Here is a 19,974-nt window from a genome sequence, read left to right on the forward strand (position 1 = left end):
CAAGGGCTACGGCGCGCTCGGCCCACCGCCATGGGGAAGGCAGCGAAGAATGCCGTCTCCCCCGGAGGCGCCATGCCAACCGGGCGGCAGGGAGCGCCAGCAGCTTGGCCAAGACGAAAAGGAACCACAGTGGCAGGTAGGGCCAGATACCGGCGAGCCGCACCACCAGCAGGAGCTTCGCACAGGCCATGGTCCACAGGCCGAGATCCCCGGCCGAGACAGGGCCCGACGGCTGGTAGCGGAAGGCCCGCTCCGGATTGTCGTTGTCCAGCGCTGCATGGCAACGGAGAGCGGACGCCCGTTCTCTGCAACCGTGAGCTCCAGGGCGAAGCTCTCGCCATCGTGGCGGAGGACTGCCCGCGCACGGTTGGCGTCGATGGGCTCCAAGATGACGCCGTTGGCCGGCAGAAGCGAGGCTGGAGCCCAGAGTGCCTCAGCGAAGGCCTTGGCCTGAGCGGAGCGGACCAGATCGGGAGTTGCCTTGGCGCGGACTACCGGAACGGTGTCGAGGAGCCAGAAGCGCATCCAAGCCTAGTCCCCGATGCAGGCGTCTGGTCCCGAGATGCGGCCCAGCCTCGATCCGATCCGGGGCATCCAGTCGAACCCGTGCCACGGCGCTAGGATCTCGCCCACCATGTCGAGTACGACCACGGTGCGAAGCGGCGTTCCTCGGGTGATCGCAAAGGTGAAGTAGTGCCGGGCCGGTTCCGGCAGGGAGGCAACTATTGCAGGTGAGACAGGACCGTACCGCGCACATCATGAGCGGCAAGTTCGACCTATACCTGACCATCCTTCCATTCGTTGTGAGCCTGATAGCCTCGGGGACCGAGAAGCCACAGGGCCGGTACACCGGCGATCGAGACGGCAAGACCACTGCCCATACTCCCTTCTTCCGGTGTAGATGACTAGTAGCCCGTTGCCTCTGTTGCAGGGAAAATAAGGCGCATTGGGTGCATGGGCCTTAATCTCAATAAGCGGGGAAGGTGAGCCCCGAAAAGGTATTTGCTGCCACCTCCGTGTGCTCGCACCAACCGTCCTTTGATCCAGGTCATATCTCGGGAAGAAATAATGCATAAATTGGCTACTTAGGTCGATCACGAGATCGCAAGAAACCTTATCTGGGGCAGGCAGCGTGAGTGAAATGTTTTTCTGCTGAGCCAAGCAGATTGGATTCCGCTGGCCTTAGCCGTCCTCGTCTTCGAAATTCCACGCTACACTATCTCGCTGATCTCTCTCGCCGTGTTATGGATGACTCGAAAGCCTCAGCTGACTGAGGTCAGGAAGAACATCTCGATCAGCGTCATCATTCCCGCTTTCAACGGGGCTTCAGGGCTTCTTCGGTCCATTGCCTCGCTGCGCGAGCAGACGCTAGCTCCACTTGAAATTATTGTCGTAAACGACGGCTCGACTGATGGCACGCGCGCGATAGCCGAACAGGCGCGCGCGGCAGGCCTGATCGACTTAGTCATTCACCACGGCAGCCGCTGCGGCCGCAGTCCTGCAGTGAATGCAGGTGCCCGCTTCGCACGCGGCGATCTTCTTCTGGCCATGGATCCAGATACGGTCTTTGCGCCCACCGCACTTATGCGCCTCGCTGCAGCGTTCAACGATCCCCGTGTTGCGGCGGCCTGCTGCAATATCGGCGTCAGAAACGCGGGTGCAACACTCTGGGCGGCGCTTCAAAGCCTCGAATATCTGATGTCGATCAGCGCCGGAAAATCGTTCCTGAATATGATCGGAGCGATCTCGTGCTGTTCGGGCGCTTGCTCCATGTACCGGCGCGACGTGTTCGTGGATCAAGGCGGGCCCGATGTAGGCCCGGGCGAAGATCTCGAATTCACCCTGCGCTTGCGACGGCTTGGCTACCAGGTGCGTTTCGTGTCGGAGGCCTGGGCGGAAACGAGCGTTCCCGAGAGCGCGATCAACCTCGTGCGTCAACGCCTGCGATGGGATAGAGACGCCTTTCGGATCCGTCTCATCCAATACGGCGAGCTCAAGCTGTTCCGAGCCGAGATGTTGTCTGACACGCTCCAGCGCCTTGACTTCGTCGTCTTCGATCTGGTCCCGACCCTCTCGCTCCCGTTTTATATTGCCTATTGCGTGATCCTGTTCGGGCCTGAGACCCCGCTGTTCCTCGGGGGGGGTTATATACTGTCGCTCGGGATTTCACTGTTCAACATCGCACTCTCAAGCCTGATGGTCAGTCAGTCGCACACATTCTTCAGCCTTACGATCGCATTGATCTTCCCGCTCTACCAGGGAATTGCGATGAAGCTCGTGCGCGGCATGGCCTTTACGTTCGAGCTTCTGTTCTCCGCCTCACGTCATGACGATTACGTCCCTCCCCGGGTCAGGCGAGCACTTACGGCTCACCGCACTTGAAGGAAGTTGCCATGAACCTCCAACTCCACCGCCTTGACCCTTATATTCCTGACCCTGTTGAGAGCCGCCGCTCGCCTGCAGGACGTGTTGTCCGCCTTATATATGCGTTGGGCGTTCTGAGCGTAATCGGCTTCTTCGTCGTGCGGTTCGGCGCACCTGCTGTTATGCTAAGTGGGCCTGGAGTTGTCTCGGCTCCCCGTGAGATCGTCTCTCTGCCGTATATCGTTCAGGTTCAGCGTATGGAGGTGGAGCAAGGAGCCAAGGTCCGGGCAGGTACGCCTATCGCTCTCGTACGCTCGCCCCAGGTGAATGAGACGCGATCAAATATCACGCGTGCCATTGCTGATCTCACTAGCCGCGAGGCGGATCTGCGCGTTAAGGCACGCATCGCCCGCGACACGCTTGATGCTGTCCGCTCGCGCCTGCGTATCGCCGACGACACCCTGCGCCGCTTCGAAGCAAGCTCCAACCAGGAGAGCGCGAGTCTTGTCTATCGCACTGAGGTCTACCGAGAGAGAGCCCAAGCGATTCAAAATGTTGTGGCGTTGGAATCGGAGGCTGCTGAGGCCTCAACTCAGCTCTCCCGTTTGGCAGAGACGCGGCAGGAGATCCAAGCGCAGCTGGAGCGGCTGGACAAGGATTTCGATGGCGGTCGCGTGCTCGCGCCGGTGACAGGTATCATCGCGACACGTCTGACTAGAGCCGGTGAAACCGTGGTAGCCGGTTCGTCGATCGCCGAGATCTTCCAGGCAGGAGACATCTATATCGATTGGTACATTCCCGACTTCCGTCTGGTCGATCCGCAGCCTGGCCAGAAGGTCTTCGTCGTGCTCGGCAAGACCAGGGCTCTTGGAACAATTGACGAGGTCCTACCCATCTCCGATACCTTCGATACGCACCGCGGCTCAATCCTGCGCGAGCCTCCGGCTGGACAGGTCGCGCGCGTTCGTCTCGATCCCGGCGTTCAGGCGCCAGCGCTCAACTCTAGGGTCTATGTCCATATGTACTATACTAGCCTGACCGATCGGCTCGCCAGAGCCATCGTCAGAATCTTAGGATTGGATTGAGGTGAACAGCGATGCGGACCGATGCGGCCTGTTTGAGTTGCCCGAACTGTGGAGCCTTGGGCCTGAAGACCTCTCCGGTGATCCACCACATGATCTGCGCCTATGTCGGTCCTGATTACGACTTCGACACAACAGATGAGGGTTGCCGCTGTCCAAAATGCCGGAGAGTTCTACGTGATGAGAACAGCGATTGGGAGGTCGTCGGCTCAAGTGCGTTCTGCACAAGCTGCCGCACCGAGTTCGTCATAGCACCTTAGCGACACTCCCCAAGGTCGGGACCGAAGCGGCTCTGCGGTGTCCTCGCCCAACCCTCCCTTGACTTTTGGATTGAACATGAAGGCCAGAGCCGGCCCCGAGCGTCACAACCGAAGGCCAGACGGAGGACCGCTCCAACAGCGTTCTCGTCAATCCTGCTTGCTGATGCCCTTATCGGGCGATCCTCCCGACAGAGCCCTCATGCACGGCTTGGCCGGTGTGCTTGAACGATGTGATGTTCTCGACGGTCATCGCGACCCCATTGCTCAGTGTCTCCTCGGTGAAGAAGGCTTGGTGGCCTGTGATCAACACGTTCGGAAAGGTCAGCAGTCGCGCGAACACATCGTCATCGTTGAAGCGCTGCTACAGGGCCTCGAAGAACAGGTCCGCCTCCTCCTCGTAGACGTTCAGACCGAGATGCCCAATGGCGCCGTCCTTCAGCCCTCGCAGTACCGCCCGGGTATCGATCACCGCCCCCCGGCTTGTGTTAATCAGCATCACGCCGCGTTTCATCCGTTCTAGGCCTCCGGCATCGATGAGGTGATGCGTGGCAGGTGTGAGCCGCCAATGCAGGGTGACGTTATGGGAGAGCGACAGCAGTTCCTTCAGCGGCACGTCGCGCAACCCCATCTGCTTGCAGGTGGCGGTGGGCTGCGAATCATATGCTAGAACAGTGCGTCCGAAACCCGTGAAGACCCTGCTCACTACCTCGCCGATCTTTCCTGTTCCTGCCACGTCAGCCGTCTTCCCGACGAGGTCGAACCCGAGCAGACCTTAGAGGACGAAGTTGCCTTCCCTAAACCGGTTGTACGCCCAGTGGGTCTTGCGGTTCAGCGCGAGGATGAGCGGAATAGTGTGCTCGGCATGGGGAGAATAGGCTGGGACCCACGCCACCCTGACTCCCTCATGTCGTGCCGCAGATCGACGTTGTTTGATCCGGCCGCGCGCAGGGCCGCGAGCCTCACGCCCATGGAGGCTAGGCAGGCTACGATATCCGCGTTCAACTCGCCGTTGACAAATACGCACAACGCATCGGCGTCATTCGCCAAGCCACAGTTCTCAGCCGAGAGCCGAACCTCGAGATACGACAGCCCGGGCCCTGCCGCGGCATTTGCGGTATCGAGGCAGCGCCTGTCAAAAGGTTTAGTGGTGAAGATGGTGGCATGCATGCAGGGTATTCTTTTCCGGCAGAGGGTCGCACGGGCCCGATTCTCAGCGATGCTTGAGGTCTGGATTGAGCCCGCCCACGCGGCCCCAGAGGCGCTTCTCACCCTCAAGAATCAACAGCAGGATCATGCCCGCCGCCATGATGGCCACCCCGTCCAGGAGCGACACGGCCCGTGTGTGGAACAGGACCTGCATCGGTGGCAGGTAGGTAAAGGCGAACTGGGCCAGGACCACTGCCCCGACGCCGATCAGGACCGAACGGGTGCCCACGACGCCGTGCCATGTCAGGGACGGTGCGTGCAGGAAGCGCACGCTGAACAGGTAGAAGATCTCCAGCACCACGAGCGTGTTCACCACGATCGTGCGAGCCTCCTCGATGGGCAGACCGCGCCGGATCGCCCACGCGAACATGCCTGAGACGGCGACCACGAACAGCACTGACACGAGGACGATCCGCCACACCAGGAACCTGGACAGGATCGGCTCGTCTACGCGGCGCGGCGGGCGGCGCATCACGTCGGGCTCAGGCGGCTCGTAGGCGAGCGTCAGCCCAAGGGTCGCGGCCGTGATCATGTTGATCCACAGGATCTGGACGGGCGCGATCGGCAGGGTAAGCCCGAGCAGCATGGCGGTGATGATCGCCAGTGCTACGCCGCCGTTCGTCGGGAGGGTCCAACTGATCACCTTCTTGAGGTTGTCATGCACCGTCCGTCCCTCGTGCACGGCTGCGACGATGGAGGCGAAGTTGTCATCGGCCAGCACCATCCCGGCGGCTTCCTTCGCGACCTCGGTTCCCTTGCGGCCCATCGCGACGCCGACATCAGCCTGCTTGAGCGAGGGCGCGTCGTTGACGCCGTCCCCGGTCATCACCACGATCGCGCGATCGTGTTGCAGCGCCTGGACGATGCGTAGCTTGTGTTCGGGGCTGGTGCGCGCAAACACGCTCACGTCGCGAACCACGGACTGAAACTCGCTCTCGCTCATCCGGTCGAGGTCGGCACCCGTCAGGGCCCTCCCATCGCTCCCCCGGATCCCAAGCATCCCTGCAATTGCCGCGGCCGTGGCGGCATGGTCGCCGGTGATCATCTTGACTCTGATTCCGGCGGACTGGCACTCCCGCACGGCCACGAGCGCCTCGTCACGGGGCGGGTCGATGAGGCCGAGCAGTCCCAGCATGGTCAGGCCATCGTCGACATCGGCGAACGCCAGCGGTTTCGACGGCACCTGCGGCAGCCGCTTCGCGGCGATTCCGAGCACCCGCTGCCCCTGGCGGGCCGCGGCGTCCGCCTGGGCCGTCCACCAGCCAGCATCCAGCGGCCGCTCTCCCGATGAGGCATGCTCCCTTCCGCACATGGCAATCACCCGTTCCGGAGCGCCCTTCACGTAGAGGACGGCGCCGCCCTCGGGCAGGTGGTGCAGGGAGGCCATGAAGCGGTGCTGCGCGTCGAACGGGATCTCGTCTAGGCGACCGAACCGGCTGCGGAGTTCATGCGGGTCCATGCCGGCCTTCATGGCAAGGGAGACCAGTGCTCCCTCCATCGGGTCTCCGTTCACAGACCATCCTGCCTCTGTCCGGCGCAGGCTGGCGTCGTTGCACAGGCATGAGCCTCGGACCACCTCCGCCAGGCTGGTCCGGTCCTCGACGGATGCCCGCGTGCCGTCCAGCAAGAACCCACCTTCGGGAGCGTACCCGCTGCCCGTCACCTCGAAGCGGCCGTCCGACGTGACGACGGTCTGCACCATCATCTCGTTGCGGGTCAGGGTTCCCGTCTTGTCGGAACAGATCACGGACACGGAGCCGAGCGTCTCGACGGCAGGCAGGCGGCGAATGATGGCGTTGCGCGCCGCCATCCGCTGGACCCCGATCGCCAAGGTGATCGTCATTACGGCAGGTAGCCCCTCGGGGATGGCTGCGACAGCTAGGCCGACCACCGCCATGAAGGCGTCACCCCATGGCATCCCGTGAACCGCGACGGCGATCCCGAACACCGCCACCGACACGGCGAGGATCGCACCCGTGAGCATTCGGGCGAACTGGTCCATCTGGCGCACGAGCGGCGTGGCGAGGGTCTCCACCTCGCCGAGCAAGGAGGTGATCCGGCCGATCTCCGTGCCCGCGCCGGTGCCTGTGACAACGCCGGCTCCCTGTCCGGCCACGACGAGGCTTCCCGAGAAGGCCATGCAGGTCCGGTCGCCCAGCGCCGCATCCGCGCCGATCCGGCTCGTTCCCTTCTCCACCGGAACCGACTCGCCCGTGAGGATGCCTTCGTCGATGCGCAGGCTCCGCGCCCGGAGAAGGCGCAGGTCCGCCGGCACCCGGTCTCCGGCCTCGAGGAGCACGATGTCTCCCGGGACGAGTTCCTCGGCCTTGATGGTGTGGCGCTTCCCGTCCCGCATCACCGAGGCCTGGGCCGAGATCATGGCGCTGATGGCTTCTAAGGCGCGCTCGGCGCGTCCTTCCTGGATGAAGCCGATCACCGCATTAACGAGGACGACGAGGAGGATGACCGCCGCGTCGACCCAGTGTCCCAGGAGCGCGGTCACGGCGGCGGCCGCAAGAAGAACGTGGATCAGAACGTTGTTGAACTGCGCCAAGAAGCGGGAGAGTGCGCTGCGTCCCTCGCCTTCCGGCATCCGATTGTAACCATGTAATGCGAGACGCCGAAGGACCTCCGCAGTGTCCAGGCCCTCAGGGCTCGTGTCGAATGCCGTCAGCGTTGCTGCAACGGAATCCGCATGCCACGGTACTACCCTGAGCGGCTTCTGCGTGTCGATGGTCTCACCAGCCTCAGCAAAGCACGCCGGGTTATGCATCGTCGACCCCTTCAGGTTCTTAGGTGAGCCACTGCATATGATCCACGAGCAGTCAGGGCGTGATGGCAACCTTGAGCACGCCGTCGCGCTGGTTCGCGAACAGGTCGTAGGCCTCCTCGATTCGATCAAGCTTGAAGCGGTGGGTCACCAGGGGACGGGTGTCGACCCGGCCGGACGCGATGACATCCATCAGGCGGCGCATTCGCTCCTTGCCGCCTGGGCAGAGCGTCGTCCGGATCGTATGATCGCCCAGGCCCGCGAGAAAGGCGTCGAACGGGATCTTCAGGTCGCCGGAGTAGACACCGAGCGACGAGAGCGTGCCTCCCGGCCTCAGGACGCGCAGGGCCCCCTCAAAGGTCTGTTGGCGGCCAAGGGCCTCGATGGAGACATCCACCCCGCGCCCGTCAGTCAGCCGCATGATCTCCGCCACCGGATCGGCCTGCGTGAAGTCGATGACGTGGTCCGCACCCATGCGATGGGCCATCTCCAGCCGGGCGGGCACGCTGTCGACGGCGATGATGGTGGTCGCACCCATGAGCCGGGCACCGGCGGTCGCGCACAGCCCGATGGGACCCTGAGCGAAGACCGCCACCGTGTCGCCGATGCGGATTGCGCCACTTTCCGCGCCGGAAAAGCCGGTCGACATGATGTCCGGGCACATCAGCACCTGCTCGTCGGTGAGCCTGTCCGGCACCAAGGCGAGGTTAGCCATGGCGTCGGGCACGAGCACGTAGTCGGCCTGGGTGCCGTCGATGGTGTTCCCGAACTTCCAGCCGCCCATGCCCTTCCAGCCGTGCCTCGTGCCGGGACCGTCCTGGGCGTGGCACCCGCACAGCGCCGCGTGGCTATGGCCGGAGGTGCAGATCGCCCCGGCAATCACGCGTTGCCCGTCTCGGTAGCCCTGCACCGCCGAGCCGAGCTTCTCGATCACGCCGACGGGCTCGTGGCCGATGGTCAGGCCGCGGGCGACCGGATACTCGCCTTTGAGGATATGGACGTCGGTGCCGCAGATCGTGGTGGTGGTGATCCGGACGAGTGCGTCCAGTGGGCCCACGTCCGGGATCGGCTTCTCGTCGAGCACGATGCGGCCGGGCTCGACGAAAATTGCGGCTCTCATCTTGGGCAAAGCGATTCCTCCTGTGTGGCGCCAATGGCTCATAGGCCAGGGCGGTCGCCCTAGCGGAATGGGTGCGGGCAAGTCCGATGGCATGCCCTCTGGTAAACCTGGCTACGCGAGCCCGGCGCGAGCTGAACGCCAAAATCCTGAACCTGCACAATCGCCTCCTGGTATGGCGTTCCTAATCCTTTGTCCTCAGTACGCCATGAACAGGGGCACGGGACTCTGCTTGAGCAGTGACTGGGTGACGCCGCCGAACACCAGCTCGCGCAACCGCGAGTGGACGTAGCCGCCCATCACGATCATGTCGGCACGGGTTAAGGTGGCGTGACTGCGCAGCGTCTCGGCAACATCCCCTTCCTGGGCCGGCAGCGTCTGGACCTGCACGTTGACGCCGTGGCGGGTCAGGTGCGGCGCGATGTCAGCGCCGGTGACGCTGGCGGGCAGATCCTTCTCCCCCACCACGGCGACCACCTCCACGGTCTCAGCCGCCCGCAGGAACGGCAGGGCGTCGGCCGCCGCGCGGGCGGCGCGCCCGCTGCCGTCCCAGGCCACGATGATGCGCTTGGCATGGAAGACCTCCTGCCCGGGCGGGACGATGACGAGTGGGCGGCCGCTGTCCATCAGCAGGGCATCGATCAGGCCCCGGTCGGGAGTGAGGGCTTCCGCCTCGGCGTCGACGACGGTGAGGTCATGCAGGCGGGCCTGAGCCCTGAAGATGGCGAGCAGTTCTGGATAGCTGAGATGCAGGGCTGCGGTGGAACAGACGACCCCTGACGCGTCTGCATCGCCCTGCGCGCTACGGGCAGCCGCCTCGGCGAGGGCATGAAGGCGCCGGTTCTCCTCGTCGACGAGGCCGGCCACGACCTTGCTGATCCCGGCGCTCGACAGGGCCAGCTTCAGGGATGCGGCTTGCACCGTGACGTGGGCGCCCGCCTGCTGCGCCAGGGACAGGCCATAGCCTAGGGCAGAGGAGGTCTCGTCCGGACCGAACTCCTTCGTCAGGCCGATCAGCACGCTCTTGATGTTCCCGATCATGGCGTTCCTCCCATATGCGGCCGTGGTCGTTTCCTTCAATGATATGGTAGACGCAGGTAGGAAGGCTGCATTGATATGGCGCAAAGCCGTGCGCGGCGCATGCCGTCCAACCTCGTTCGATCGCTTCACCGGCGTGGTCCAGGTCGGAGACAGGCACCGCCCAGCCGAAACGTCTGGCTGCCCTGACATTCACCACCAGCAGGTACCCGGTCGGCTGCTCGATCGGCAAGTCGCCGGGGTGCGCGCCGTGGAGGATCTGGTCGACGAAGTAGGCCGCCCGCCGCATCTGGGCATGGCCGTCGATGCCGTAGGTGAACACGGCACCGGCTTGGGCGAAGAGCGAGTAATCGGCCACGACCGGAAGGTCCGGCTCTGTCATGGAAGCGGCCGGAAACGAGGTCCGTCGTCGTTCGCAGCAAGGACGGGACAGAAGCCCGCCTGTTCCCACGTCGGGATTACCCACAAGAGGAGTGTCGACGTCCTCGCCAATTGGGACGTAAGGCCCGATTCAATTGTGTGGGCTTCGGCCCGGCTCGTGCCCGATGATCAAGGTCAGGATCTGCCGTGGTCGCCGCAATTCAATTTAAACTGAGGCAATGCCTTCGGGAGCGAAGGTGTAGGCCAGGGTCTGCGCCGAACGATCGCCTGCTGGGCGCACCCTGGTTTGACAGTTTGCAGGACGTTCCTAGGTGTCACTCATTGACACCGGCCCCCTCCTCCTCTTTCCCGGATTTCATGAGAACCCGTAAGACACGAAACGTCTCGCTCACCCCTGAGCTGGAGGCCCTGGTCGACAACAAGGTTGCTTCCGGGCGCTACCGCAGCGCCAGCGAGGTGGTCCGCGCGGCGCTTCGCCTGCTCGACGAGAGGGAGCGCCGCATCGAGCAGATGAAGGGGGCGGCGACCCGAACATCTCATGCTGATTGAGAGGCTCTTGGACGCTACGTGGACCATGTGATCGGCAGGTATGGCGTCTCGGAGCGGCTGGCCTGCCGGGTTCTGGGCCAGCATCGCTCCAAGCGTCGCAAGATCCCGAATTGGCCAGAGCTGATCCTCCAGCCGCTTGGCTGAGATCCGGCTGCTCATGGAGCTTTCAGCGATTGTGTGCGTCAAGTTCTGCAAAGTGGGGCGGCCGGTCAGGCTGGCTAAGCGGCTTCGCGAAGAGTGCTTTTCTTGTGCTCCTTGAGATCCTCCATGTTGAGGTAGCGGTGGGCTTCCAGCCAGTTCTCGTGCGTCTCGACCGCCAGAGCCCGCACCAGCCGGCAGCATGAGGCGGCATTGGGGAAGATCCGCACCACGTAAGTGCGCCTCCTGATCTCCTCGTTCAGCCGCTCGAGCATGTTGGTGCTTTTCAGATGCTTGTGATGCTGACGCGGCAGCCGGTAGAAGGTCAGCGTCTCCTCGATCGTCTCCTCGGCCCAGGCGATTAGGCGCGGGTAGCGTCCCTCCCACTTGGCAATCCAGGCGGCCAGATCCCGCCGGGCTTCCTCGACCGAACGGCGGTCGTAGAGCCAGCGCAGCTCCTGCAGGCAATCATCATCGGCCTTGCGCGGCAGGTGATCGAGCGCATTCCGCAGGAAATGCACATAGCACCTCTGGTAGGCCGCCTCACTCAGCACCTCGCGGATGGCCGCCCGCAGGCCGGCATGATCGTCGGCCACCACCAGCTCGACCCCGGAAAGCCCACGCTCGCGCAGGCCCTGGAGAAAGGTGCGCCACGAGGATTGGCTTTCCCGGTTGGCCATCTCGACGCCCAGGATCTGGCGCCGGCCGTCCCAGTCGATGCCGACCGCAATCAGCACGGCTTGTGAGGCGACGATGCCGCCCTCGCGCACCTTTTCGTAGCGGGCATCCAGGATCAGATACGGGAACGGCTCCTCGAGCCTTCGGGAGGCGAACTGGGCCAGGCTCTCATCCAGGCGCTTGTTGATGGCCGAGATGGCGGAAGCCGAGAAGCTGTGGCCGCACAGCTCCTCGGTAATCGCCTTGACCTTGCGGGTAGACACACCCTGGACGTACATCTCGGCGAGCGTGGCTACCAGCGCCTGCTCGGAGCGCTGGTAGCGCTCGAACAGCTCGGTCGAGAAGCGCCCGTTGCGGTCCTGCGGCACGCGTAGCTCGAGCTTGCCAACCCGGGTCACCAGGGTGCGGGTATAGTAGCCCGAGCGGTAGCCCAGGCGAGCCGAGGTGCGCTCGCCCTTCTCAGCCTGGAGGGCATCGGTCATCTCGGCTTCGAGCATCTCCTGCATGACGGCGCGCACGATCTCGCGCAGCCCGTCCGGGCTCTGGCTGAGAAGGTCCTTGATGGCAGCGGCAGCAGGTTTATCCTTGGTGTTGGTCATGGTGGGGCTCCTCTCGGAGTGCGTGACGTTGAACATCACCATCCTGCCATGACCGCCCCAATCAGGCGATTTGCAGAACCTTCACCACACTACTCTTTCAGCAGCCGCTCACGGCCCGGCGGAAAACTTGTTGCGCTGAATCAATCAGGTCCGTCAGCCACCATGGCACGATAGTTCCAAAATCTCCCTTGACCCTCCCATGATTGGAAGGTGCACAACCATTCCGTCGTCAACGCCGAACGGAGTTCGTCCCATGTGCGGATGCAGCGCCCACCAGTCCCAGCAAAGCCAGGCCGCCGAACGCGAGCCGACCGCCCTCGCCCTCAGGCTCGAGGACATGACCTGCAGCCATTGCGCGGGAGCCATTACCAAGGCCGTCGAGGCCGGTCTGCGCGGCGTGAAGGTCGAGGCCGATCCAGCCTCGAAGCTCGTCCACGTCCGCGGCACTTCCGACCTAGCCGCGGTCCGGTCGCTGATCGCCGAAGCCGATTTCACCCCGAGCGCGGCCGGAGACCCTACCCGGGCGTTGGCGGACCATCGCCCGTTTTCACCGACGTGAGGAACACCATGAGACCTGTATCGTTTCTTGCCTTCGCCACCGCCTTCACCGCCCTCTCCGCCTTCGGGGCCACCGCGGATCCTGGTCACTCCGGCCATGACCACGCCGAGGAAGCGGCCTATGGACGCCCCGGCGATCCCGCAAAGGGCGGCCGCGTCATCCAGGTCGTCATGAAGGAGACCGACAGCGGCATGGCGTTCGCGCCGGAGCGCATCGAGGTCCGTCAGGGCGAGCAGATCCAGTTCGTCCTGCGCAACGGCGGCGAGCTCGACCACGAGCTCGTCATCGGCAGCGTCGAGGCCAACCGCCGGCACGCCGAGGAAATGGCGAGCCACCCGGACATGGCGCACGAGGATCCGAACGCCAAGCGCCTCGGCCCGAAGACCTCCGGCGTGCTGCGCTGGCAGTTCACCCAGGCCGGGACGTTCGAGTATGCCTGCCTGATCCCCGGCCACCGCGAGGCCGGCATGGTCGGGACCGTGGTGGTGAAGTGAGGGGAGTGGTTTGCCGTGGCGAACGAATCCGCCATACACGGCCCTGTGGCCTACAAAGACCCTAGAGGTAACCGTTTGGAAACCGGCCGCCCGTCAGATCATTACCTGATGTCAGGAGCGAATCGTTGAACACCTTGTGGACCCACTTCCGGCGCCTCGTCATGAGCCTGATGCTCGTGGCCGTGGCGTCGTTCGTGCTCCACAGCGGCGCGCTGGCGGGCCTGCACCAGCATGGGCAGGGCTCGCCCGACTGCGAGCAGATGGCCTCCGCCGGCACCGGGCATCAGCATGGTCCCCAGGTTGCGGCGCACGTCCACCAGGCCGCGCACGATCATGGCGATGGGGTGGCCCATCACCATGCCAAGGCCAAGGCGGCGGATGGGGTCGCTTCCGACGACCGGCAGGCCGATGTCGGCCCTGAGGGCTCCTGCTGTGTCAGCACCTGCCCGTTTGCGATGGCTCCCTTGGGCTTGGCTGCCATCTCCGCGCCGATGGGCATCGCAGTCGCGCTCCTGCCCACATCCCAAAACGGCTCGGGCATGAGCCTTGACGGCCTCAAGCGCCCACCACGAACCCTCAGCATCGTGTAGCCAGCGACCGGCCCCGACGCCGCGTCGCTACCGACGCCGTGCTCATGATCCGGGGTTCTCCCAATGCCTATCCGTACCAACGGCGCTCTGCGCCGCCTCCAAGCCATGCTGATCGGCCTGGGCCTTCTGACCACCATCGCCGCCGCGGTTGCCCACGAGGGACACGACCACGGCGCCCCGCCGCCCGCGGCGGTCACCACCAACAATCCACGGGTCACCGCCCAGTCGGATGCCTACGAGCTCGTCGGCATTCTCCGCGGCGACCGCCTCGGGATCTACCTGGACCGCTTCACCTCGAACGAGCCCGTGACCGACGCCAGGATCGCCGTCACCGTCGGCGGCAGCGAGGAGGTCCAGGCCGAGGCGGCCGACGACGACGGCACCTACACAGTGACATCGGCCAAGTTCGCCGGCGAAGGCCCGCTGGAACTCATCTTCGCGGTCACGGCCCCCAGCGGCGACGACCTGCTGATCGGCACGCTCCACTTGCCCGGCAAGCCCGTTGCCACGGCGCCTGCCCCGGCGCGTGGAACCCCGCTTCAGGTCCTGCAGAGCACACCCACGGTGAAGCTCGGCGGCATTGAGGTGTCCACACCCTACATGATCGCCGGCGTCGCACTCGCGCTGGGCTTCCTGCTCGGCCTGGCGGCCCGGAGACGGAGGAAGCTGGTGCCCATGGCGGGCCTTGCCTTGGTCGCGCTCGTCGTCTCGACAGCCTATGCCTTCGCCCATGAGGGACACGACCATGGTGCCGATGCGGCGAAGGCCGCTCTCCCCGCGGGCGACACGCCGCGCCGTCTGCCCGACGGCACCGTGTTCGTGCCCAAGCCGAGCCAGCGCCTGCTCAACGTGCGCACAACGGTGACAAAGCCCGAGGAAGCGCAAAAGGCGGTGCGCCTGATCGGACGCGTCATCGCCGACCCGAACCGCTCCGGCCTGGTGCAAAGCATCAACGGCGGGCGCATCATCGCTCCCGAGAAAGGGCTCCCCCGCCTCGGGCAGACAGTCCGGAAGGGCGACGTGCTCGCCCTGGTCGAGCAGGCGGTGCCCCAGGCGGACCGCACCACGCTGTCCGAGCGCGTGGGCGAGATCGAGCAGGAGATCGCGGTCGCCGAGACCAGGCTCAAGCGCGTGCGCCAGCTCTCTGATCGCGGCGTCGCGCCGCCGAGCCAGGTCACGGATGCCGAGATCGAGCTGGAAGGCCTACGCCGCCGGCGTGAGATCGTGCGCCAGACTCGGATCGAGCCCGAGGTCCTGCGGGCGCCCATCGACGGCACCATCGCCGCGGCCCGGGTGGTTCCCGGCCAGGTGGTCGCCTCCCAGGACGTGATCTTCCAGATCGTCGACCCGCAGGGGCTCTGGGTCGAGGCGCTCGTCTACGGCGAGATCGATCCCGCCAAGATCACCGGCGCCAGCGCCACGGCCGTCGACGGCACGTCCCTGAAGCTCACGTTCCAAGGGTTCAGCAAGGCGCTCCAGCAGCAGGCCACCGTGGTGCAGTTCGCCGTCGAGAGCCCGCCCGGCAACCTGTCCGTCGGCTCGCCTGTTACGGTCTTCGCGCAGAACGGGGCTTCCGTCAGGGACATCATCATGCCCCGGGACGCGGTGGTGCGCGGAGCCAACGGCGAGGCGGTCGTGTGGCGCCACACGGATCCCGAGCGGTTCGAGGCGCGTCCCGTCCGGACCGAGCCCTTCGATGCCACCCGGCTCGTGGTCCGAGCCGGCGTCGCTGAGGGCGAGCGGATCGTGATCCGCGGCTCCGAACTCATCAACCAGATCCGGTGAGGCACGGCGATGTTCAACTTCCTCGTCAGCAACAGCCTGAAAAACCGGCTCTTCGTCATCGCGGCGGCGCTCGTCCTCGTCGCCTACGGCTCGTGGATCCTGCCGCGGGTGCCGGTGGACGTGTTCCCCGACCTCAACCGCCCCACCGTCACCCTGATGACCGAGGCCGAGGGCCTCGCGCCGCAGGAGGTGGAGCAGCTCGTCACCTACCCGCTGGAGACCGCGATGAACGGCATGCCGGGCGTCACGCGCGTCCGGTCCGTCTCCGGTGTCGGTCTCTCCATCGTCTATGTCGAGTTCGACTGGAGCACCGACATCTACCGCTCGCGCCAGCTCGTCGCCGAACGCCTGGCGCTCGTGGGCGAGCAGCTCCCAACCGGTGTCACCCCGCAGATGGGACCGGTGACCTCGATCATGGGCGAGATCATGCTGGTCGCCGTGACCAGCGACACGGTCTCGCCGATGGAGGTGCGCGAGATCGCCGACTTCATCATCCGGCCGCAAATCCTGACCATAGCGGGCGTCGCCCAGGTCATCCCCATTGGCGGCGAGGTCCGGCAGTACCGCATCGTGCCCAACATTGCGGCCCTGCAGGCGCTCGACGTCACGCACGAGCAGATCGAGGCCGCGGTCACGCGCTTCGGCACCAACACCGGCGGCGGCTTCGTCGACCAGCACGGGCGCGAGTACCTAATCCGCAACGTGGGTGTCACCAAGCGCCTGGAGGACCTGCGCAACACGGTCGTGGTGCACAAGCAGGGCCAGCCGGTCTTCCTGCACCAGGTGGCGCAGGTCGACTTCGCCCCGCGCGTAAAGCGCGGCGACGCCGGCTTCCAGGGCAAGCCCGCCGTGATCGTGTCGATCCAGAAGCAGCCCGGCGCCGACACGGTCGACCTCACGGGCAAGATCGAAGCGGCGCTGGCCGAGATCCAGAAGACGCTGCCGCAGGGCGTGTCGGCCACGAACCTGCAGTTCCGGCAGGCCACCTTCATCGAGACCTCGGTCGACAACGTGAAGCGGGTCCTCCTGGAGGCCGCGGCCGTCGTCGCCATCATCTTGATCCTGTTCCTGATGAACGTGCGGGCGACCGTGATCTCGCTCACGGCGATCCCGATCTCGATCCTGGTGACGGTGCTCGTCTTCAACGCCTTCGGGCTCACCATCAACACCATGACGCTGGGCGGCCTGGCCATCGCCATCGGCGAGCTCGTCGACGACGCGGTGGTCGACGTGGAGAACATCCTGCGTCGGCTCAAGGAGAACCGGGAACTCCCCAACCCGAGGCCCGTTCTGGAGGTGATCGCGGCCGCAAGCCAGGAAGTCCGCTCGGGCATCGTCTACGCGACGATGATCATCATCCTGGTGTTCATCCCGCTCTTCGCCCTGTCCGGCATCGAGGGGCGCCTCTTCGCGCCGCTCGGCGTGGCCTACATCGTGTCGATCCTGGCCTCGCTCGTCACTTCGATCACCGTGACGCCGGTGCTGGCCTACTACCTGCTCTCCGGGCGAGTGAAGGGCCACGAGCACGACAGCTTCGTGGTGCGCCACCTCAAGCGCGGCAATGCGGCCCTGCTGTGCTGGGCCTTCGGGCACCGCAAGATCCTGTTCACAACCGTTCTGCTCGGCGTCGGCCTGGCGGCCTACGGGGCGACCCTGCTGCCGCGGGCTTTCCTTCCGCCGTTCAACGAAGGAACGCTCACGATCAGCCTTGCCTATAATCCCGGCATCGCCCTGGCCGAGAGCCATCGGCTCGGGCTGGTGGCCGAGAACCTGATCAAGGACGTGCCGGAGGTGATTTCGGTCGGCCGCCGCACAGGCCGGGCCGAGCTCGACGAGCACGCCGAGGGTGTGCACTCGTCCGAGATCGATGTCGACCTGAAACGGTCGGAGCGCTCTAAGGAGGAGGTGATGGCGGACATCCGCGCCCGTCTCGCCGTCCTGCCCGCGACGCTCAACGTGGGCCAGCCGATCTCGCACCGTCTCGATCATATGCTCTCGGGCGTGCGCGCCGAGATCGCGCTGAAGATCTACGGCTAGGACATCGACACCTTGCGCACGCTGGCGGAAGGCTTGCGCGAGCGGCTGTCGGGCGTCGAGGGGCTCGTCGACCTGCAGGTCGAGAAGCAGGTGCGCATCCCGCAGCTGCGCATCGACGTCGACTACGAGAAGGCCGCCCTCTACGGCCTCACGCCGGCGACGGTGACCCAAGGCCTGGAGACGATGTCGAACGGGCGCACGGTCTCGCAGATCGTGGAGGGCAACCGCCGCTTCGACGTGGTGATGCGCCTGTCCGACCAGGACCGCTCCACCACGGGGCTGGGCGACCTGCTCATCGCCACGCCGACCGGCCACGTGCCGCTGCGCATGATCGCGAGCGTGGTGGAGACGGACGGGCCGAACCAGGTCCTGCGCGAGAACGGCCAGCGCCGGATCGCGGTGCTGGGCAACACCGACGGCCAGCGCGACATGGCGGCCATCATCGCCGACATCCGCCGCATCACTGGAGAGACGCAGTGGCCGCAGGGTTATGTCACCCGCCTGGAGGGCACGTTCCAGGCGCAGGAGGAGGCCACGCTCCGGATCGGGGCGCTGTCCCTCCTGTCGCTCGCGATGGTGTTCGTGGTGCTGTACAGCCGCTACCAGTCGCCGGCGCTGGCGCTGATCATCATGGGCAACATCCCGCTGGCGCTCATCGGCAGCGTGATCGCGCTCAACATCGCCGGCCAGCCGCTCTCGGTGGCCTCGATGATCGGCTTCATCACGCTCGCCGGCATCTCGGCCCGCAACGGCATCCTGAAGGTCTCGCACTACATCAACCTCGCGCTCTACGAGGGCGAGCAGTTCGGCAAGGATCTGGTGATCCGCGGCAGCCTGGAGCGGCTGACCCCGGTGCTGATGACGGCCCTCTCCGCCGGGCTCGCCCTCATCCCGCTCCTCATCGGAGCGGACGAGCCCGGGCGCGAGATCCTGCACCCGGTGGCGGTGACGATCTTCGGCGGCCTGATCTCGGCGACGCTGATCGACACCTTCCTCACCCCGGTCCTCTTCCTGACCTTCGGCAGGAAGCCGCTGGAGCGCATTCAGGCCAGCCGTGCGGGACAGACAGATGCACTCACCCCCGCGGAAGCATTCTGATCCCATCAAGGAGAACCACCATGAAGCATCTCGTTCTCACCCTTTCCATCGCAGCCGCCCCCCTAGGGGCAACTGCCCACGAGGTCGCCAAGGGCCCGAACGGCGGCCCCGTCGTCGACAGCGCCGGCCACCACGTCGAGTTGGTCGCCATGGGCTCCGAGCTCGTCCTGTTCCTCACCGAGGCGGACGACAAGCCACTCGCATCCGCGGGCACCAAGAACGCCCGCGCCATCGTGCAGGACGGCGGCAAGACGTCGACCGTCCCGCTCCAGCCGGCCGAGCCCAACAGGCTCGTCGGCACCCTGGCCCAGCCGCTCGGCTCGGGCGCCCGCGTGGCCGTCTCGGCCACCATGGCCGACGGCCACGCTGTGCAGGCCCGCTTCGTCAACAACTGACCCCACACAGGAGACACAGCCATGAAGACATCCGTTCTCGCCGCCGCCCTCTTCGTGCTGGCCGGCCCGGCCTCGGCCCAGGCCCCGGCCGATCACCAGCAGCACCACCCGGGCGACACCTCCGCGCCCCAGACCCAGGCGCAGCCCCCCGCGCAGCCGCAGGGCCAGATGCCCCAAGGACAGATGCCTATGGGGCAGATGATGCAGAACATGCCCGAGCAGTGCCGGGCCATGATGCAGAACATGCCGCAGAACTGCATGGGCATGATGCAGCAGATGATGCGAGGCGGCATGATGGGTGGTGGCATGATGCAGGGCCAGAGCATGCAGGGCGCACCCTCGCAGGCGGCTACCCAGTCCGAGGCGACGAAGGCCTACACGGCAGCCATGGACAAGATGCATGCTCCCATGATGCAGGCCATCCAGAACCCGGATCCCGACGTGGCGTTCGTGAAGGGCATGATCCCGCACCACCAGAGCGCGATCGACATGGCCCGGGTGGTCCAGCAGCACGGCAAGGACGAGCAGACCAAGAAATGGGCTGCCGACGTGATCCGCGAGCAGGAGCGCGAGATCGGCGAGATGCGCGCTTGGCTGAAGGCCAAGGGCGCCGAGTGAGCCCGCATCCTGCAACCGAAGACCGTCTCTCTGATCGCTTCATGGGTCCTGGCCCTGCCAGGACCCACTCCACAGGGCCAAGGAACCTCCAAAGGGAAAAGCAGCGGCGGCCAGACGGCAAAGGTTGTTGTTCCTGGTCAAGGGAGCCAGCGGGCAGGCTGGCTATGGCTTCGAGGACAGGAGCGCGCGACGGCGTCCACCCAACCGAGATCGACC

Annotated in this window: 15 protein-coding genes and 3 pseudogenes; 11 read left to right on the forward strand and 7 right to left on the reverse strand. The window is 65.3% G+C overall.

Going from position 1 to position 19,974, the window contains the following annotated elements:
- Positions 1–6: 6 nt before the first annotated feature.
- Positions 7–525, reverse strand: coding sequence for a DUF6544 family protein (locus GR303_RS25525; RefSeq protein ID WP_425515148.1), 519 nt, complete (start codon positions 523–525; stop codon positions 7–9).
- A 723-nt stretch (positions 526–1,248) separates the two neighbouring features.
- Between GR303_RS25525 and GR303_RS21210 the strand changes: the two genes are divergently transcribed.
- From GR303_RS21210 to GR303_RS25530, 3 genes are read left to right on the forward strand one after another with little or no spacing between them, the layout of a single operon-like run.
- Positions 1,249–2,382 (forward strand): glycosyltransferase family 2 protein, encoded by a 1,134-nt coding sequence (locus tag GR303_RS21210; RefSeq protein ID WP_246205758.1) that lies wholly within the window; start codon positions 1,249–1,251, stop codon positions 2,380–2,382.
- A gap of 11 nt (positions 2,383–2,393) precedes the next feature.
- A complete protein-coding gene (locus GR303_RS21215; RefSeq protein WP_161725690.1) occupies positions 2,394–3,449 on the forward strand; it encodes an HlyD family secretion protein in 1,056 nt (351 codons plus the stop codon).
- 11 nt (positions 3,450–3,460) lie between these two features.
- The gene (locus GR303_RS25530; protein WP_161725691.1) at positions 3,461–3,706 is read left to right on the forward strand and encodes a TackOD1 domain-containing metal-binding protein; all 246 of its coding nucleotides are present in this window, start codon (positions 3,461–3,463) and stop codon (positions 3,704–3,706) included.
- Between the two features lie 169 nt (positions 3,707–3,875).
- On the opposite strand, the pseudogene GR303_RS21225 reads toward GR303_RS25530, so the two are convergent.
- The 5 genes and pseudogenes from GR303_RS21225 to GR303_RS25535 form a co-directional block, all read right to left on the reverse strand.
- A pseudogene (locus tag GR303_RS21225) lies at positions 3,876–4,873 on the reverse strand (2-hydroxyacid dehydrogenase).
- Between the two features lie 43 nt (positions 4,874–4,916).
- Positions 4,917–7,685 (reverse strand): cation-transporting P-type ATPase, encoded by a 2,769-nt coding sequence (locus GR303_RS21230; RefSeq protein WP_161725693.1) that lies wholly within the window; start codon positions 7,683–7,685, stop codon positions 4,917–4,919.
- A 52-nt stretch (positions 7,686–7,737) separates the two neighbouring features.
- Positions 7,738–8,811 carry an NAD(P)-dependent alcohol dehydrogenase gene (locus GR303_RS21235; protein ID WP_161725694.1) on the reverse strand — a complete coding sequence of 358 codons (1,074 nt, stop codon included), beginning with the start codon at positions 8,809–8,811 and terminating at the stop codon, positions 7,738–7,740.
- A gap of 186 nt (positions 8,812–8,997) precedes the next feature.
- Positions 8,998–9,840, reverse strand: coding sequence for a universal stress protein (locus GR303_RS21240; RefSeq protein ID WP_161725695.1), 843 nt, complete (start codon positions 9,838–9,840; stop codon positions 8,998–9,000).
- Between the two features lie 214 nt (positions 9,841–10,054).
- Positions 10,055–10,219 (reverse strand): annotated as a pseudogene (locus GR303_RS25535) (ABC transporter substrate binding protein); the annotation flags it as partial.
- Between the two features lie 356 nt (positions 10,220–10,575).
- Here GR303_RS25535 and GR303_RS21250 point away from each other — a divergent pair.
- Positions 10,576–10,767: a type II toxin-antitoxin system ParD family antitoxin gene (locus tag GR303_RS21250; protein ID WP_161725698.1), complete on the forward strand. Its 192-nt coding sequence runs from the start codon at positions 10,576–10,578 to the stop codon at positions 10,765–10,767.
- A gap of 218 nt (positions 10,768–10,985) precedes the next feature.
- Here GR303_RS21250 and GR303_RS21255 read toward each other — a convergent pair whose 3' ends face one another.
- Entirely contained in the window at positions 10,986–12,182 is a 1,197-nt protein-coding gene (locus tag GR303_RS21255) for an IS256 family transposase (protein WP_161725700.1), read from the reverse strand.
- 253 nt (positions 12,183–12,435) lie between these two features.
- On the opposite strand from GR303_RS21255, the gene GR303_RS21260 reads away from it, so the two are divergent.
- The 7 genes and pseudogenes from GR303_RS21260 to copM all read left to right on the forward strand — a co-directional run bounded on the left by GR303_RS21260 (position 12,436) and on the right by copM (position 19,758).
- A complete protein-coding gene (locus GR303_RS21260) occupies positions 12,436–12,741 on the forward strand; it encodes a heavy-metal-associated domain-containing protein (protein WP_161725701.1) in 306 nt (101 codons plus the stop codon).
- Positions 12,742–12,749: 8 nt separating this feature from the next.
- Entirely contained in the window at positions 12,750–13,235 is a 486-nt protein-coding gene (locus tag GR303_RS21265; RefSeq protein WP_161725703.1) for a cupredoxin domain-containing protein, read from the forward strand.
- Positions 13,236–13,360: 125 nt separating this feature from the next.
- Positions 13,361–13,825: a hypothetical protein gene (locus GR303_RS21270; protein ID WP_161725705.1), complete on the forward strand. Its 465-nt coding sequence runs from the start codon at positions 13,361–13,363 to the stop codon at positions 13,823–13,825.
- Between the two features lie 63 nt (positions 13,826–13,888).
- Positions 13,889–15,610, forward strand: coding sequence for an efflux RND transporter periplasmic adaptor subunit (locus GR303_RS21275; RefSeq protein ID WP_161725706.1), 1,722 nt, complete (start codon positions 13,889–13,891; stop codon positions 15,608–15,610).
- Positions 15,611–15,619: 9 nt separating this feature from the next.
- Positions 15,620–18,745: pseudogene (locus tag GR303_RS21280) on the forward strand (efflux RND transporter permease subunit).
- 20 nt (positions 18,746–18,765) lie between these two features.
- The gene (locus GR303_RS21285) at positions 18,766–19,140 is read left to right on the forward strand and encodes a hypothetical protein (RefSeq protein WP_161725708.1); all 375 of its coding nucleotides are present in this window, start codon (positions 18,766–18,768) and stop codon (positions 19,138–19,140) included.
- A 21-nt stretch (positions 19,141–19,161) separates the two neighbouring features.
- Positions 19,162–19,758, forward strand: coding sequence for a CopM family metallochaperone (gene copM, locus GR303_RS24935; RefSeq protein WP_246205760.1), 597 nt, complete (start codon positions 19,162–19,164; stop codon positions 19,756–19,758).
- The last annotated feature ends 216 nt before the right edge of the window (positions 19,759–19,974 follow it).

The organism is Microvirga arsenatis (genome assembly GCF_009910705.1).
GTDB lineage: Bacteria > Pseudomonadota > Alphaproteobacteria > Rhizobiales > Beijerinckiaceae > Microvirga > Microvirga arsenatis.